This is a genomic window from Enterococcus sp. DIV1420a (assembly GCF_051712165.1).
Taxonomy (GTDB): Bacteria; Bacillota; Bacilli; order Lactobacillales; family Enterococcaceae; genus Enterococcus; species Enterococcus faecalis.
The window spans coordinates 1,708,853-1,725,724 of record NZ_JBIOOI010000001.1 but is presented as its reverse complement, the minus strand read 5'-3'; the positions used below and the strand labels follow the sequence as shown (position 1 = coordinate 1,725,724).

The 16,872-nt window shown below is 36.9% G+C and carries 15 protein-coding genes; 3 read left to right on the top strand and 12 right to left on the bottom strand.

The window, feature by feature from the left end:
* The first annotated feature begins 90 nt into the window (after window positions 1–90).
* The 3 genes from IGI80_RS08605 to IGI80_RS08595 are packed head-to-tail and all read left to right on the top strand — an operon-like array spanning window position 91 to window position 3,439.
* Window positions 91–1,554, top strand: a complete 1,464-nt coding sequence (locus IGI80_RS08605; protein ID WP_002355770.1) for an ABC transporter substrate-binding protein/permease — start codon at window positions 91–93, stop codon at window positions 1,552–1,554.
* Window positions 1,547–2,269: an amino acid ABC transporter ATP-binding protein gene (locus tag IGI80_RS08600; RefSeq protein ID WP_002355769.1), complete on the top strand. Its 723-nt coding sequence runs from the start codon at window positions 1,547–1,549 to the stop codon at window positions 2,267–2,269. Before IGI80_RS08605 ends, IGI80_RS08600 begins: the two co-directional genes overlap by 8 nt.
* 15 nt (window positions 2,270–2,284) lie before the next feature.
* Window positions 2,285–3,439, top strand: a complete 1,155-nt coding sequence (locus IGI80_RS08595) for a pyridoxal phosphate-dependent aminotransferase (protein WP_010828609.1) — start codon at window positions 2,285–2,287, stop codon at window positions 3,437–3,439.
* A 47-nt stretch (window positions 3,440–3,486) separates the two neighbouring features.
* Here the strand turns inward: IGI80_RS08595 and IGI80_RS08590 are convergent, their stop codons facing one another.
* The 12 genes from IGI80_RS08590 to mutM all read right to left on the bottom strand — a co-directional run bounded on the left by IGI80_RS08590 (window position 3,487) and on the right by mutM (window position 16,854).
* Window positions 3,487–3,798, bottom strand: coding sequence for a hypothetical protein (locus IGI80_RS08590; RefSeq protein WP_002378091.1), 312 nt, complete (start codon window positions 3,796–3,798; stop codon window positions 3,487–3,489).
* A gap of 15 nt (window positions 3,799–3,813) precedes the next feature.
* Complete coding sequence (locus IGI80_RS08585) at window positions 3,814–4,674, bottom strand: hypothetical protein (RefSeq protein WP_002385041.1); 861 nt, start codon at window positions 4,672–4,674, stop codon at window positions 3,814–3,816.
* Complete coding sequence (locus tag IGI80_RS08580; protein WP_438723233.1) at window positions 4,664–6,730, bottom strand: cellulose biosynthesis cyclic di-GMP-binding regulatory protein BcsB; 2,067 nt, start codon at window positions 6,728–6,730, stop codon at window positions 4,664–4,666. Before IGI80_RS08580 ends, IGI80_RS08585 begins: the two co-directional genes overlap by 11 nt.
* Before the next feature lie 14 nt (window positions 6,731–6,744).
* On the bottom strand, window positions 6,745–8,007 hold the full coding sequence (locus tag IGI80_RS08575; RefSeq protein ID WP_002355764.1) for a glycosyltransferase: 1,263 nt from the start codon (window positions 8,005–8,007) through the stop codon (window positions 6,745–6,747).
* Window positions 8,004–9,587 (bottom strand): hypothetical protein, encoded by a 1,584-nt coding sequence (locus tag IGI80_RS08570; protein WP_002355763.1) that lies wholly within the window; start codon window positions 9,585–9,587, stop codon window positions 8,004–8,006. Before IGI80_RS08570 ends, IGI80_RS08575 begins: the two co-directional genes overlap by 4 nt.
* A complete protein-coding gene (gene wsfD / locus IGI80_RS08565; RefSeq protein WP_002385037.1) occupies window positions 9,577–11,097 on the bottom strand; it encodes a glycan biosynthesis hexose transferase WsfD in 1,521 nt (506 codons plus the stop codon). Before wsfD ends, IGI80_RS08570 begins: the two co-directional genes overlap by 11 nt.
* Window positions 11,098–11,110: 13 nt before the next feature.
* Window positions 11,111–12,319, bottom strand: a complete 1,209-nt coding sequence (locus tag IGI80_RS08560; protein WP_438723232.1) for a hypothetical protein — start codon at window positions 12,317–12,319, stop codon at window positions 11,111–11,113.
* A gap of 81 nt (window positions 12,320–12,400) precedes the next feature.
* Window positions 12,401–13,330 (bottom strand): primosomal protein DnaI, encoded by a 930-nt coding sequence (dnaI, locus tag IGI80_RS08555; RefSeq protein ID WP_438723444.1) that lies wholly within the window; start codon window positions 13,328–13,330, stop codon window positions 12,401–12,403.
* Window positions 13,330–14,739, bottom strand: a complete 1,410-nt coding sequence (locus IGI80_RS08550; RefSeq protein ID WP_002385033.1) for a replication initiation and membrane attachment family protein — start codon at window positions 14,737–14,739, stop codon at window positions 13,330–13,332. The genes dnaI and IGI80_RS08550 overlap by 1 nt, the downstream gene beginning before the upstream one ends.
* A 15-nt stretch (window positions 14,740–14,754) precedes the next feature.
* The gene (gene nrdR, locus IGI80_RS08545; RefSeq protein WP_002381296.1) at window positions 14,755–15,237 is read right to left on the bottom strand and encodes a transcriptional regulator NrdR; all 483 of its coding nucleotides are present in this window, start codon (window positions 15,235–15,237) and stop codon (window positions 14,755–14,757) included.
* A gap of 178 nt (window positions 15,238–15,415) precedes the next feature.
* A complete protein-coding gene (gene coaE / locus IGI80_RS08540) occupies window positions 15,416–16,015 on the bottom strand; it encodes a dephospho-CoA kinase (RefSeq protein ID WP_002364728.1) in 600 nt (199 codons plus the stop codon).
* Window positions 16,012–16,854 carry a DNA-formamidopyrimidine glycosylase gene (mutM, locus tag IGI80_RS08535; protein ID WP_002355756.1) on the bottom strand — a complete coding sequence of 281 codons (843 nt, stop codon included), beginning with the start codon at window positions 16,852–16,854 and terminating at the stop codon, window positions 16,012–16,014. Before mutM ends, coaE begins: the two co-directional genes overlap by 4 nt.
* Window positions 16,855–16,872 lie beyond the last annotated feature (18 nt).

Sequence of the window (16,872 nt, the reverse complement as noted above, 5' to 3'; positions counted from 1 at the left end):
ATAAACCACATCATAACACAATAAATTTTTATACATTTATTCGCTTTTTTTGAATATTTATAAAAATAATACAAAAAGGAGTTTACGCAAATGACCAAATGTAAAAAATGGCTACAGACGATTTTACCAATTTTATTCTTGTTGCTCTCATTATTACCTATTAAAGAAACTTTTGCAGCCGAAAACGATCCAGTCTATGACAAAATCATCCAAAAGGGAGAACTAGTTGTCGGCTTATCCGCAGACTATGCCCCTTATGAATTTCATGCAAAAGTAGATGGTGAAGATAAAATTGTCGGTTTTGATATTTCTATTGCTCAAAAAATTGCCGACGATTTAGGCGTTAAATTAAAAATCGAAGAACTAGGCTTCGATGCTCTGTTAGGGGCCTTAAAAACTGGCAAGATTGACATGGTCATCTCTGGCATGTCGCCAACGCCTGAACGATTAAAAGAAGTAGCTTTTTCTCAACCATATATGAACGTTCAACAAAGAGTCATTGTTCGGAAAGAAGACAAAGATAAATTTCATTCCACTAAAGATTTCGAAGGCGTTCGTGCAGGTGCCCAAAAGCAAACGACACAAGAAGAATTAATTAAAACCGAATTAACCGGTGCTGTCCCTACTTCTCTTCAAAAAATTCCAGATTTAATTATGAATCTAAAAAATAATAAATTAGATGCAGTCGTTATGGAAGAACCGGTTGGCGAAGCCTATGTTTCTCAAAATGAGGATTTAGCTTTTGCTGATGTTACCTTTGAAAAAGGCTCAAAAGATACTGCCGTTGCTTTTCCTAAAGATGCGCCTGTTTTGACGGAGAAAGTAAATGCCTCTATTAAACAAATTAATGATCAAAAATTAATGGACGGTTATAAAAAAGAAGCCAATCAATTAATGTTCCAAAAAGATCAAAGCTTTTTACAAAAGTATGGAAAGTTCTACCTTAACGGTGCGGGCTATACCATTTTCCTAGCTTTCATTGGTGTTTTGTTTGGTGCCATTTTAGGGGCATTACTTGCCTTAATGAAGTTAGCCAATTCCAAAATTTTACGTGGCATTGCCATTGCTTATATTGAATATGTTCGTGGCACTCCTTTGCTTGTTCAAATTTTTATTGTCTATTTCGGGACAGGCGTTCTTGGTTTAGACTTATCAAAAGTAGCAGCTGGTTGTATTGCCCTTTCTTTAAACAGTGGTGCATATGTAGCAGAAATTATTCGTGCTGGTATTCAGGCAGTTAATAAAGGACAATTGGAAGCTGCTCGTTCTTTGGGAATGAATCAAAACCAAGCAATGCGATACATCATTTTCCCACAAGCTATTAAAAATATTTTACCAGCGTTAGGCAATGAATTTGTTACAGTAATTAAAGAATCTTCCGTTGTTTCAGTCATTGGTGTTTCAGAACTAATTTTCCAAGCTGGCAACGTTCAAGGAGCAAGTTTTAAACCCTTCTTACCTTACTTAATTGTATCGTTAATTTATTTCGTCCTAACCTTTACTATCTCGCGTCTATTAGGTGTTGCTGAAAGGAGAATGAGTACTAGTGATTAACATTAAAAACTTACAGAAAACATTCGGAAAAAATGAAGTACTTAAAGGAATTGACTTAGAAATTGAAGCTGGTGAAGTTGTCGTAATTATTGGCCCTTCTGGTAGTGGTAAAAGTACTTTTTTACGTTGCCTGAACTTATTAGAAACACCAACTGGTGGCAGCGTTGAATTTGAAGGAAAAAATTTATTAGATAAAAATACCAACATTGATCAACTTCGTCAAAAAATGGGAATGGTATTCCAAAATTTCAATCTTTTCCCGCATAAAAATGTCTTGGAAAACTTAACGATTAGTCCTGTTAAAGTAAAAAAAGAAGCCGCTGCTGAAGCCACAGAACATGCTCTTTCTTTACTGGAACAAGTTGGTTTATCAGATAAAAAAGAAAATTATCCCGCTCAACTTTCTGGTGGGCAACAACAACGGGTAGCGATTGCTCGTGCTTTAGCCATGCGCCCTGACGTGATGCTGTTCGATGAACCAACTTCTGCCTTAGACCCTGAAATGGTGGGCGAAGTGCTATCCGTTATGAAAAATTTAGCTATTGAAGGGATGACAATGGTGGTGGTTACCCACGAAATGGGCTTCGCAAAAGAAGTTGCGGACCGTGTCATTTTTATGGATGCAGGAATCATTCAAGAAGAAGGCACACCTGAAGAAATTTTTGATGCGCCACAAAACCCAAGAACACAAGATTTTCTAAGAAAAGTTTTATAAAAAGGAGCACCTGGTATGGATCGCAAGAATATCGCAACACGTTACCAACAACCTACTGAAAATTTACTCATGGATATTGCAACATTGGCGAAAAAGACCCCAAATTTAATCGATTTATCGATTGGTGACCCTGACTTAATTACCGATGAGCGGATTATCGAACAAGCAGCTAACGATGCCAAAAATGGGCATACAAAATATACCGCTTCTGATGGTAGCGAGGCATTCATTGAGGCGGTCATTCAGTTTTATCAGTCACATTATCAATTATCTTTTCAACCGAATCAAGTCCGGGCCACAGTTGGCGCTCTGCACGGAATGTACCTTGCCTTACAAGTGATTCTAAATCCTGGAGATGAAGTGATTATTCATGAACCTTATTTCTCTCCTTATAAAGACCAAGTCCTTTTAGCAGATGGCGTTCCGGTCTTTTTACCAACCTATGAAAAAGATGGTTTCCAAATTGATGTAGCTCTTTTGAAAGAAAAAATCACGCCTAAAACCAAAGCGATTATTCTTAATTCACCGAATAACCCGACAGGCGCTGTTTTCTCTGAAGAAACTTTCAGAGAAATTGCACAGGTAGCGATTGAACACAACTTATACATTCTTTCAGATGAAGTTTATGAAGCCTTTTGTTTCCAAGAAACGTTTACTCCCATGGCTACGTTTGCTCCAGAAAATACTATCACTTTTGGTAGCTTTTCAAAAGCCTTTGCAATGACTGGTTGGCGTATTGGTTATATGATTGCCCCAGACTATATTAACGAAGTAGCCAAATTAATTAATGAAGGCGTTACGTATTCTGCGCCTACGTTGTCACAGCAAGCAGGAATCTATGCGTTACAACATTTTGACGAATTTGTAGACCCAATCGTTGAAGTGTTCCAAACACGTTTAGAGTATGTGGCCCAACGAGTAGCAAAGATCCCTTTCCTTTCGCTTCATCCAGTCAAAGGAAGTATTTACGCCTTCATTAATATTCAAAAAACTGGACTAACTTCCGTCCCTTTTGTGGAAAAGCTTTTAAAAGAGACACAGGTATTAGTGATTCCTGGAAAAGCATTTGGTGAAACAACGGGCGATGAGTACATTCGTTTAGCCGCAACACAAAATTTAGATTTATTAAAGGAAGCGTTCGATCGAATTGAAAGAATGACCTTTGAATAAAAAAAGCTTCTGCATTAGCTAATAATCATAGCTAATGCAGAAGCTTTTTAGATTTCTTCTATCAATTCAATCGCTTGCCCACCAACATGCGGTGGAATTGACATAGTCATCGGCGGCAAGCCCACGACTGTGAAACGGACTTTGGTCCCTTTTTTCAAGTGAGACAGTGGGATACTTTCCTCTAACTGTTCAACAAGTATGTTTAAAATTACCCCATGAGAAAATAAGGGCACAATGGATTCTGGATCACTTTCTGCTTGGATATTTTCTAAATGTAATCGCATTGACAATGGCTGCGTCTCATTTAACACACCAGCATCTGCTAATTTCCCTGTAAAAACAGCAAGTTTTTCAGTCATTTGTTTGCCTCCTTTTTAAACATCATATTGAAGAGAATTAATTCCATCCCCTAAAAATTCTGAAGCGTTGTTAAATTCGGCAGGATCATATTTGGTATAGGAAACTTGTAATGTCAAAGTAATATTCCTTAAGGTTTCAGAATGGGCAAATTTCTCTTGAGCTTGTTGTTTGAATTCTTTTCTAGTAGTGTATCCGTCATCCCCATCGCGGAAAATTAATAACGCCCAAGTCGGCGGTGTGCCGTCGATAAAGTATGGTAAGAAGCGATCATCCGTTGTCTCTTTAATCGCCGCTGTCACGATTTGTAGCAATTCATTTTTTTGTTCAGGACTTAATAAGTTACGAATACTTTCCCAATAGGCCACTCGGATCACGACCAAATATAACGGCGCTTCATAACGTGTAGAAATGTCAGAAAATAAATCGAATCCTTCCTCGTACATTTTTGCTGTTCTTAAATTAGTTACTGCATCTAACGCATTTAACCGTGAAGTTTCTTTACGTAAGCGAATATTTTCTTCTTCAATCGTACGAATTTGATAAGTCACTGCATAGATTGTTAAACAGTAGAGCGGCGGCATGATTAGCCAAAATAATGAGCCATAGCTAAACAAATCATGATAGACATACTGATATACAACATAAGTCAATTGTAGAAAAATAAATATAAGCGAAAATGTTAACCCCGCTGTAATTCCTACAAAATAGGTAACGATAATTAAGATAACTGAAATTAATAGACAACTTAAGTCCACAAAGAAATCATTCGTTCCTAAGGCCATAAAGATGGTTGTGCCGACAACCAAAACAATTCCTACCAACAAAGTTAAATCCAAAAGTAAGGTCACTCGTTTTTGATTCACTCTATTCCCCACCTTTCAAATTCTTCTTCACGATGAAGAACGCACTTAATCCAATAATAGTCATACCAATTAAGAAGACAAATAGATAAATCATTAATTTATGATTATTGACAATTCGTTTACCTAATGATTCGTTGCTGACGTTGCTTACACGTTTTTTGAAACGATAATCATAGCGACGATAGTTCGGATCGACCACAATGGCATCTCCTTTGTACATAGAAGTATTCTTCTCTGTATTCACTTGTGTAGAGGCTAAAAAGACACCTTGTGATTTAGCTCCTGTTAAGATTAACGCCGCGGCTTTCGCATTATATGGAGAAAACATTAACTGCGCCGTACCGATTTGTTTACCATAATCTTTTTCAATGCTCAGTTTCTCGTTTGAAACAAAACGTGTGAAGTCCTTATCATAATGGAAATATAACTGATCGTTTAACTTACGAATCATCGGATTGTCCTTAGGCGTACCAAAAATAATCAAGTTATGATTTTCTAATGCCGCATTTTTAGGCGCTTTTTTATAATACGTAATCTCACCGACATTACTTTCGGCATAATTACCAATTAAGTTAAATAGATTGGTCAACACTTTAAAATAGTTATCGTCCATTTTTTCTGGTAATAAAATCGCTAAATCAGCAAAAGAACGGCTTCTGATAAAAATGTTCGGATAGTTATTAAATAATATGTCATTAAGTTCTTCTGTTTGAATAAACGCATTCGAATTATTTTCAATAAAGGCCCATGGAGTCTGACCATTTCGTAAAACTTCTGGTGATTTAACATTCAAATCAAAAGCAACTTTTAAAACAAAACTATCAGCAATTTCTAAGTTCTTTGGAAATTCGAGATTTAATTCATCACCGTTCGCACCAGCAGCGGTTAATTTCTTGCTGCCAATTGGTTTGTCATTGGCATAGACCGTCACTAAAGAAGAATCAAAATCTAAGTTTTCAGCGTATTTAAAATGTAAATGCACGCGACTTCCATTGGCATTGTTTCGATCCACTGGTAAATTGACAAAGTACGTTTGTTCTTGGTGATAGGCCCCTTCTAGTTTGTCCCCCGTTGATGTTAATGGATAATTTCCATCAAATTCTAAAGTTGAACTAAACGTATCGGTATTCTCATCAACTGTTGTCTCTTCTTTATCTGTTTGGGTCATTAATTCATAGTTTGCTAAATAACGTCCCGCACGAACAAGTAAGTCCTCATCTTTAGAAGTAGCTACTAAAACATGCTTATCTGGTTGATTGAAAAATTTTAAGACAGCCTGGTCCTCCACGCGTTTGCTATCAATTTGACTTTTATACTGATCTGGTAATTTATCATAGCTGGCAATAATCAACTGATAGGGTGCAGACTGTTCTTTGTTCAAAGAAGCCATTGGCAACAATTCTTCTGAGGTAGTAATCAAACGAGCAGCACCAGCTAACGCATGGGTCGCTGCAGCTAATTCTTTTTCCGATGCATTTTCTGGTGTCAAAATAACACTGTGTTTATTCGCAATCGTGTCTGCTCCCACAAAATGATTATAAAAAGAATGAATCGTATTCTCTGGTAATTGTAAATCGTATTGGAAGTTTACGTTAGATCCTTCATACATCGTTAACCAATTTGCTGGAGTTTCAATTAAATTATACATGTCGTTTCCTGCCTGATTAATAATTTGGCCTTCAACAGTCAATGTATTTGTCTCTTTAATCAGTTCCAAAGGGATTTCAATCGTCTTTTGTTGAATACCAGTCGTATTTTCAGGACGCCAAGAATAAAACTTCACACCATTAACCGCCACAGTTAAATCTGAGGTCTGATTATTTTTTAATTGTGTGATTTGGTAGGTCATATTGAATGATGCTTTTTTAACGTTCCAATAATCAATTTTTGTAAAATACATGGTGCTACGGACAGAAGTACCTGTTAAAGAGATTGTTTTATTTTGAAAAGGTTGTGTAAAGGTATGGTTGTCTTGTTCTTTGTTTTCGCCGTATACGGTCGGACTTGCGACACCAATCAGAATTGCCAGAAAGAACAACCCTATTAAAGTGACTGTTTTTTGTTTCATTGCACGTTTCCTCCTTATTTAAATCGTTCAGTTTTGTACCATTTTGTTTGTGTTTGTTTATGAAAAACATTTTCTTTAATATACATCACCATGCCATAAGCGGCGACTACTAGCCACATCTGACTGTATGTAATATACATCAAGGCAATAATTAAGATATTCTCTAAAGTCATTTCGCCTTTTTCGGTTGTAATACTGACAAAAGTACTGAAAATAAATAACAAAATCGCTAACAACCATAAGGAATTGCTAAATCCTTGCAGGGTCGTTGTTAAGTAACCAGACATTGATAAAACTAACATGATGTCTGACAAAACGAGCGATGTCATTAAGAGAAAATAAATGGACAAGAAATATAAAATATCAAAACGGATCCGACTCGCTTTAGGATTAAACAATAATTTAGCATTTTTAACAATGACATAAATATTGCCTTTGACCCATCGCGTCCGTTGTCGGAACCAAACTGACAAAGTTTGTGGCTCTTGCTCCCACGTCACTGCTTTTGGTTGAAACTTAATTTTATAGCCCATCATATAGATGCGGAAACTGATTTCTGTATCTTCGGCTAACGCTTTGTCATCCCAGCCGCCAATGGCTTCAATAATACTACGACGAACAATGAAATTTGTGCCAGGAATCGTGCATAACTTAAATAATTGAAAACGACCGGCTTGTGCCATCCATTGAAAGGCCAGTGTCTCGATATTAATAAAGCGTGTCAACAAGCTTGCATTGCGATTTCTCGTTCTAAATTTACCAATAACCGCGCCGTATTCTTCACTAGCGATTAACTCTCCAACTAAATAACGGAGTGCATTCGGTTCAGGTGTATTGTCCGCATCATAAATGGCAATCACGTCCCCCTTGGCTTGCTTGAAACCAATGTTTAAGGCATTAGACTTACCTTTACCACCTGTTATATTGTCTGTATTAATAATCTGCAAATTTCGATTAACCGCCTTTTTTTGGACGTTCGCTAAAAGCTCAGCACTATTATCACTTGAGTTGTCATTAATCACAATAATTTCATAGCGATCTTGCGGATAATTAAAATTCAATAACGCTTCAACTGTCCGCACAATGACAATTCCTTCATTATGGGCCGGCACCATAATTGAAACAAACGGCGCGTCTTCGTCCTCTACAGGTGGTGGTGCGACAGGATCTGTTTTTAAATAATAAACATAGCCAAAAATAACTAAGAGAATATTTACAATTAGTAGACTCCAAATAATGATAGTTGCTGTTAACATTACAATGTCAGCAATGGTCATTTGTCTTCCTCCTTATTAATATATTTCGACCGATAATTCTTTCGTCCAATCATAAACAAAATAATCAGGATGATTAAAGTCAGTGTCACAACGCCAATCAAAATATTGTTTGTGATACTGAAAAAGAATGAAAATAACCCTGTAAATCGTTGTTTTTCAACTGTTGAAGCCCCTGTATCAGCCAAACCATTGACAATTTGATTGTTTAAGAAGAACCGATTATTCCGAAATTCGATTTTCTGCGTTTGTGTTTGAACAGTGAAATGTTGATCCGCTTCTGAAACACTAAACACTATTGGTGCTTCCTTGACTTCTTGAATTAGATGATCCACTTCTTTTTTAGAATTTGGAAATGAAAAACTAATGGTGGTCGGCATTGGAAATCGATAGTCATTCGGATTATCTTTATCCGTCCATTCAATCCCCGATAAATAATCATACGGTAAATCAAACAAAGCATTCTTATAAGTGATTGATTCTCCCGTTTGGTTCCGATAAAAAACGCGTTCAATCGGCGGATTTTCTCTTAGAATCACTGTATCACTAATTGCTAGACCATCCTCTTGGTATTGAAGGTCTTGATTCCAGTATCCTGGAGCAGAAATGCCTACTGGATAGACATGTCTGTCGACCAATAAACTAATCTGCTGCTCCATCAATTGTTTCAAGGCACGTTGGTCATTTAAATCAACATTGTTAACGACCGGTGTTTCTAAGAAAATAACCCCCGTCGAAGCAAACGCACGTAACGCATTCGTAAATAGTTTATAAGGTAAAATCGTATTGTTTTGTGAAACGCTCGTACTGGATAAAATATAAGGATACGTGGTTTTAACTAATTCTTCTTGCAAATAGGTTGCCACAGACATATCTCTTAACGGGTTAAAATCAGAAATCGTCAAAAACGGCCGTGACATTTTTTCACTTTCCAGCCATTGACTAATCACGTCCAAGCTTTCTAAAAAAACAGCGCCTTTGCGTTCAAACATTGGTAGAAAAGCATGCCCATTCTCAATTACACCAAATGGATATTCTTCTGGTGCTAATTCTTGTGTTTTTAATCGGCCAACTGTCTGACCTTGCGTATTTTCCAGCACAACTGATTGATCTTGAAAAGGCAATACTTGAGAAAAGCGGTTTTTTTCATCTTCTAACCGATATTGACGATGACTTAATTCTTTCCATGTACCGCTAAAATATTGTTTTTCATCGTCACGCATGTTTCGACCAATGTGTAATTGTTTGCCTTTAAAATGAACTCGATCTGCTAGAAAATCAGAGGCAATAACGCCGGCTTGTTCAGGCCAATTCACCATAGAAATCAAACTGTCATAGCCATCATTTAGCAATTCTCCAGGCACATAGTCTGACACCGCCACGCTCTGAACTTCTACTCCAAAACTCGTCAACACTCGTTGTAAAGCATCCACATCATTTTCTTTTTTCCCAGCAATATTCAAGCTGTCATAGACAAGTAAGACATGTTTACTTGGTGCAGCCAGCGCCGGTTTGGCAAAGCCACAAAAAACGAAAAAGAGTAAGAAACACACCCAGCCAATAAGATATTGTTTATTTTTCAATTCCCTCTACCTCCCCAATGACTTGTGGTGTTGTATCTTGCCACATTCGTTTACCAATAACATCAGAAACAATTTGTAACAAGAGAAAATCTAAAAATACTGAGACTAAAAACAAATGACGTACTAAGTCACTATCCCCATCAATAATAATTGTTGAAATGAAAACAACTAATAAATTAAGATAGATCCCTGTCATTAAAAAGAAGCGAAAAACTAATCTGGGTTCGTTTCTCTTGAGTCCTCTGTATAAACCAACGCCATATAAACCAAACAGAATCACGCCTAATAATAGATAGAAAGCAAAGTTTTTAGGGAAAAAACTGGCTTTAATACGGTTATACACCATAAAAAATTTAGATTGTTCCAGCGGTGCACGCCCCGTCGTTTTCTCAAAATTCCCCACATTATTAGGCTTTACTAAGTAAACATTTGGGACCGCTGAATTCAGTCCTTGCCATAATTCAGATGGATAATTTAAATAATTCAATAACACCCATCCAAAACTCGTTTTATCAAAAAAATCTTTTTTCATTTGTTCAGAAGTTGGTGATACAGGACTGTATTCTTCAAAGTAGGAACGTCCCTTTTGCAACCCATATTGCGGGTTGATTCCGCCCTCTGACATCCGTTTATCCGGAACCTTACTATCCTTCATTACACCGCGCGTCATGCTGTGGTAGACATCACGTTCATAGATATCGTTAGGAACGATAAAAGCTGCTAACGTTGTAAAACCAATCAACGCAATTAAAAAGGCCGTCATTGACAATCGTTGGTAACGTTGTGACAAGTAGACAAAAAATCCTAATCCAGCAATAATTACGCCAATAATCAGCAAATATTCTTGGCGTGTTGTCCCTATTAAAAGTACTACTGCTTGTGCCAAGATAACTAAAACTATTCTTCTGAGCCAAGTTCGTGGTTTCGTCACCCGATAAAAATAGACTGAAAATGCTAAGACACTCACAGAAAGTAAAAAACTCGTCGCTTCTGTATAAAAGGAATTAAAATAAATCGTATAGGAGGTATCTCCTAAGATGAAAATAACCAACAAAGAGATAAGATAACTTTTTTTCAAAGACACGCCTTCGGTTAAGCCTCGTACCAGAATATAAATTGACACTAAAAAACAACTAAGATAAACGAAACCTAAGAAACGAATATCGAAAAGTGTTTGACTATAAAAAAGTTTATTAAGCCAAATGGCAATGGTGATGAAAAATTGTTGAGTGGAAACAAAGTGCGTCGTTGTTTCATTAAAATAACGCATAATTGAAAAGTCCTTAACAAAATAGGCCACATTGTCGTAGCTATCACCATTGACACGATAAAGACTATTTGAATTTAACACACGAAAATACTCGCCATTATCACCCAAGCCATTAATCGGATAAACGAATAACAAAATGCTTGTCACTAACCCAATCCCTAAAACGGCCAAAAGACTTGGAGAAATATAACGACTCAACCATTCAAAAGCCGAGTTCATGTATTTTTTGATCTTTTCCATGCTTTCACCTCATCTAGAAATCATAGGCCAAAAGAGCCATTAAGTTATTATAGGAATAGCCTTGTTTCGTAACTTTATCACCAAATCCTCCATAAATCGGACTGCTTGAATCCATAATTTGAAAATTATTAAGTACTGTAATTGCCGCACGATACAACTCTTTGTCATTTTCGGCAACACCAATTAAAGCCGCTATCGCATAACTAGCTGCAGATTGATTTTTATCCACGGGCGATCCATTTAAATCATACGAGTTAAAAAGCGTTCCTTGCTGAACTTGTTTTCGCACAAAATCAATACTAGTCTGCTTCGCCATACCCACTTCACTTAAATGGACAATCGTTAATAAAGATTCAATAATATTAAGTGTTCCGTTGTTTTCGTATTTATTTGTTTGATGATTAAACTTCGTTTGATAAAGAGGTAAATCATCAGAAATATAGCCATCATCTATTAATTGGTAATGATACTGCAAGTAGTCTGCTGAAATCCCAAATTCTTTGTATAGATAACCCAGCGTAATTAAGTCAATATAAAACAAAGAAGTTTCTGAAGACTGTTGTTTTGATTTACTATCGTAAAAATCAATTAGAATATTATCTTTCATAGAGGTTTTCATAAAACTCTTGCCTAATTTTTTAATTTCTTGATCGTACTGATCTGTTTTAAAATGCCCCCCTGCTTCAATTAATGAACGAATGATCCGTAAATCATCAATCGAGGCATTGACATTGTATTTATTGCCTTGTTCGTCAATTCGGTAACTAAATTGGACACCGTCGTAAAAGGTGTCTTTCGTCTGCTTGTAAAAATTATCAAAACGTCCCTGCGTATCAAAAGCTAAATTACGCAAATATAGACCCGAAGACTCACTTAACAGCTCATGTCCTGTGGCGACATCTTTGCGTTCAGCATCTGGTAAATAATTGGTTAAAAAGCCGCCGTCTGTTTTGAGCCGGGTTTCAATAAAAAACTTCAACAAATCTTTGCGTTCAGCGGTTTCTTTTGTGTGAAATTCATGTTTTGTTAAAAAATGTTGTTTGTCTGTCGACATTAAGCGTTGAATTTTTGGATTCACTTTTTCCACCTCTACTTTATAGGATTTTTCTCTAAACAAAAGAAAATATCCTCCCAGAAGCACCACGAATACCCCAATAAAAATCCAAAGTTTTCTCTTCATTGTTACGCCTCTTTTCCTCACTTCTTTATTGTCAGTGTACACAAAAGTACTTGTTTTTGCGAAACTTACGCTACCTCTTCAAACGCAAGAAAAAAAGCAATCCATAAAAATAAAAGGATTGCTTTAACCGTTTCGTCGATCATTTCCTGTCATCGTAATCTCTTTTGACAGATAACGCACACGTTCCATAATTCGTCTGGCTTTTAGCGGCTCTTGTTCTCCTCGTTGCGTCACGGTTAAATGCTCTTCTAAAGCTTTTAAATCTAGATTGGAAGAGAAAAAAGTAACTAATTGTTCTTGCATTCGGTATTGCAAGATTACGCTTAAAACGTCGTCACGAATCCAACTAGTCATGGATTCCGCACCAATGTCATCAATCATTAATATAGGGGATTTTTTTACTGCATCGAGCTTTTCACCAACTTGATCGCGACCAATGGCTTGCTTCATTTCTACTGTAAATGTTGGAAAATGAACAATTGTCGTAGTAAATCCACGTTCTGCTAAAGCATTAGCCATCGCACCTAATAAGAAAGATTTTCCTACACCGAAGGGACCTTGTAAATAGATCCCTTTATGAAATTCTTTTGGTGTCGCAGGATATTCTCTTAAAAATTGCATTGCTTCTGCTAACGCTTTGGCTCGACCTTGAGAAGATGGATCGAAATCTCGTAAATTTGCTTCTCGGACATCTTTTGGCATGTCCATTGCCCTTACTCGATTACGAATTTCTTCTTCCTTCTGACGGGCGATTAAATCAGCCGTTGGGACATACGTTACATCAATGTAATGAAAATTCAACATTAATCTTGGCTCATAGCCTGGAGCAATCATTGCTGGATCGTTTAATTGAAATTTCTTTTTTTCTTGAACAAATTCATACAGCTTAGCATAACTTTTACGAATATCTTCATCGGTTAAACGCTCTCGGTTTGCTTGTATAAAGGCTTGAACATCTTGATCTTTCAATACTTCGTTAACCAGCTCTTCATATCGTTCATTGATGTCACGCTTCTGGATAATTTTTGACATTTCTTTTCCTACGTCTTCCATCATTGGTCACCTCCTTGGTTTAAAAATTCTTGAATTTGTCGATCTAACTCGGCTTGTTCTTCTGGGGAAAGTTTTGTTTCATCGTTTGGCTGATCTGCCCATTCTGGCAATCGCTCTTGTCGAACAGTTTGGCGTTTCCCTGAATAATTTTGTTGTCGCTGTTTTTGTTTGGTTTGGCTTTGTTTTGCCAATTCTCTGACATGTTCAATTGCTTTTTCTGGTGAATGAATGCCACTTTGTCCCCATTCATTCGCAATTCGATTCACATACTCCGCTTTTAAAGTCGGTTGTTGTTGAATATTGTAAACATAGTTAATCAAAATATTAATCACACTAGTCGGTAAGCCTGATTTGGCAACCAAATATTTCACTAATGAACGTTCTTGTGGTGTCGTATAGCCGCCTCGACTATTTTTTAAAGCTTCTAAATATTGAATAGGCGGATTCTTTTCACTATCCATAATCATTTGAATATCCAGTTCAGAAAAACCATTCATTTTTAATGCGTTATATCGATACGTTTGTTGCTCTTCCACCGTCAATTGTGCTTGCTTGTTTGTCACTACGTTTGTTGGTTGTGGTTTTTTATCAGGATCAAACGCTTGATGAATCGTTCGCACTAATTCCTTAGGCAAAATTCGACTTGTATAATAGTCAAATGATTTCGAAGCAAAGTCTACCATATCTAACTCATTGATGCCATATAATTGATGAAAAACATAGACTTCTTCTTGAAAACTAGCCTCATCTTCAGGCAGTTGTAAACCTAAACGGTGCAAACCTTCCACAAAATAGTGCCAATCAAAAGAATCCGTTGATACAGAAATTTTCTTCGATTTTTCTTGTTGAGAAAAAGTTTCTTGAATCGTTGTCAATCGGTTCGCTTCGGAAACAATTTGTTCTTCTTTAAAGGCATAAACCTCTTGAAAGCTAGCGGAAACATTTTGATAGCCCTCTGTTTTGGTAGGATGCGGTTGGAACTTTTGCACTAATTGATCAAATTTCCGTTGTCCAACCCGATTAAATAACACTAAAGCTAACACTTCATCTTTAAAAAAACGAGCGGCTGTTTCAGGTGCTTTTAAATAATATAAATAACAATCTCCTAATTCCCGATCTGTTTTTTTATACGTTTCTAGCAACCCAATGCCTTCTAATTTGTAGCAAGCTTCTTCTAATTGTTGACAACTCAAGTCCAGCAAACTAATTAAATCTGCATGAAACAGCGAGCCATTCTCCTCTGAGTCTGTTGTTTCAGATAACAAAAGCCAATATAAACTAAACGCATTGGCGCCGACAATTGGTTGATATAAAAAGGTTAAAACCTCTTTCTCTTGATCAGAAAGCGGTGAATCAATAACCGCTTGAAAAATATTTTTTGGTTGGATTCTTTGCCGATTTCCTTTCAAAGAAAGACCTCCTTTTTAATTTTCTGAGTCAGGAGAAGAAGATTTTGCTTTGTCGACAATGTCCTGTAACTCTTTCAAAAACACGCTCATATCTTTGAATTGTCGATAAACACTCGCAAAGCGGATGTAGGCAATTTCATCTAGATTGACTAAATCTTCCATCACATATTCACCGATAAGCGTTGTAGAGACTTCATTTTCCCCTAAACTACGCACTCGATTTTCAACATTATCGACAATTTGAACCATTTGTTCCATAGCAACGGGTCTTTTTTCCGCAGAGCGAATGAGCCCACGCAAAATTTTATCACGATTAAATTCTTCACGATCCCCATTTTTCTTGATTACAAGTAATGGCGCCGCTTCAATTCTTTCAAATGTAGTGAACCGATAACTGCAATTTTCACATTCACGACGACGGCGAATTGCACGTCCATCATCTGCTTGACGGCTATCAATAACACGGGAATTATTATGATGACATCTTGGACAACGCATAACGTTCACCTCTTCTATTCTGTATAATTTTTGTTGCCTATATTATAACATGAAATTGCGCTATTACTAGGTCTTTAGAACTGGTTCTTAGTTGAATCTTTGCCATTCTTTAATAAAAACAAAGACTTTCACTGTTTTTCTGAAATTTTCAAAACATTTTACGCCATTTAAAAAATATTCACTTCTTTCCAGTTTGTTTCTCTAGCCACTTCTTCACTTGCTGTTCCGTTTCTTCTCTAGTTCCTTGGTTATCAAACACGATATCTGCTCGTTCTTTTTTCATTTCAATCGGCCATTGGCTAGCAATTCGTTGTTGCGCTTCTTCTTCTGTTAATTGGTTTCGGGCCATCAGACGCTCTTTTTGAATCTTTTCTGGTACATATACCACAGCAACTTGATCCATAATCGCCTCATAATGAGCTTCATAAAGCAGAGGAATATCAACAATAACCAGGGAGGCTTTCTTTTTAGCTTCTTCAATTTGACGTAAAATTTCTTTTCTTAAAAAAGGTTTCAGCGTTTCATTTAACAACTCTCTTTTTTGAGGACTAGCGAAAATTAATTGTCCTAATTTTTTCCGATCCAATTCACCAGTTGTTAATACTATTTCTGGTCCGAAAGTTTCAACGATTGCGGCTAAGGCTGGTTGCCCTTTTGCAACAATTTCGCGGGCGATAATGTCGCCGTCAACAATTGGATAACCCGCTTTTTTAAAAAGAGCAACAACCGTACTTTTACCTGTCGCAATCCCTCCTGTAATGCCTAAAACTTTTGTCATTTCAATCGACGACCTTTCAATTGTTGGCATTGTGGACAATAATGCGTACCACGTTGCGCCACTTTTGTTTTAACAATTGGCGTACCACAACGATTGCAAGGTAAGCCTGTTTGCCCGTAGACATTCAACGCTACTTGAAAAGTCCCTGCTTCTCCTAACGCGTTTAGATAGGTGCGGATGGTGGTTCCACCTGCTTCAACAGCGCGTGCCAAGACGTCAATGATTGCTTGATACAACGTAGCAACTTCCGCAGGTTTTAAGGAATCTGCTGGTTGTTCTGGATGGATTTGCGCTTGCCAAAGTGCTTCATCTACATAAATATTCCCCAAACCCGTCACTAGCTTTTGATCTAACAGCAATGGCTTAATTGCTTTATGATGCTTTTTCAAGCCTTGTTGAAAAGTAGCTAATTGGAAAACGTCTGGTGTTGGCTCTGGCCCCAAAGCTAAAATCCCTTTATATTGATGACCTTGATTCTTAGGAACCAATGTCATACGCCCAAATTTCCGTACATCTAAATAACGTAATTGCGTGCCATCTGTAAAAGTAAACATTACATGGGTATGTTTGGCAATTTCATCATCAGCCTGATGAAACTCATATTTTCCTTCCATCCGTAAGTGAGAAATCATATCATTATCAGACAATTTAAAAATCAGAAATTTTCCTCTTCGCTCAATCCCTTCAATCGTTTGACCAGCTAATTGACCTTGAAATACATCAACTTCTGGTGATTCAATAATTCTTGGCCAAAAAACAATGACTTCTTGAATGGTTTTTCCTACAACAAGTTTTTCAAGTCCTTTTCGCACTGTTTCTACTTCTGGTAATTCTGGCATTATTTTTGCTCCTTTATA

Bases quoted from the DNA above. Each gene is read 5' to 3' on its own strand.
- IGI80_RS08590 (WP_002378091.1), bottom strand. From the start codon at position 3,798: ATGACTGAAAAACTTGCTGTTTTTACAGGGAAATTAGCAGATGCTGGT.
- IGI80_RS08595 (WP_010828609.1), top strand. From the start codon at position 2,285: ATGGATCGCAAGAATATCGCAACACGTTACCAACAACCTACTGAAAAT.
- wsfD (WP_002385037.1), bottom strand. From the start codon at position 11,097: ATGGAAAAGATCAAAAAATACATGAACTCGGCTTTTGAATGGTTGAGT.
- IGI80_RS08605 (WP_002355770.1), top strand. From the start codon at position 91: ATGACCAAATGTAAAAAATGGCTACAGACGATTTTACCAATTTTATTC.
- mutM (WP_002355756.1), bottom strand. From the start codon at position 16,854: ATGCCAGAATTACCAGAAGTAGAAACAGTGCGAAAAGGACTTGAAAAA.
- nrdR (WP_002381296.1), bottom strand. From the start codon at position 15,237: ATGCGTTGTCCAAGATGTCATCATAATAATTCCCGTGTTATTGATAGC.
- IGI80_RS08580 (WP_438723233.1), bottom strand. From the start codon at position 6,730: ATGAAACAAAAAACAGTCACTTTAATAGGGTTGTTCTTTCTGGCAATT.
- dnaI (WP_438723444.1), bottom strand. From the start codon at position 13,330: ATGGAAGACGTAGGAAAAGAAATGTCAAAAATTATCCAGAAGCGTGAC.
- IGI80_RS08575 (WP_002355764.1), bottom strand. From the start codon at position 8,007: ATGACCATTGCTGACATTGTAATGTTAACAGCAACTATCATTATTTGG.
- coaE (WP_002364728.1), bottom strand. From the start codon at position 16,015: ATGACAAAAGTTTTAGGCATTACAGGAGGGATTGCGACAGGTAAAAGT.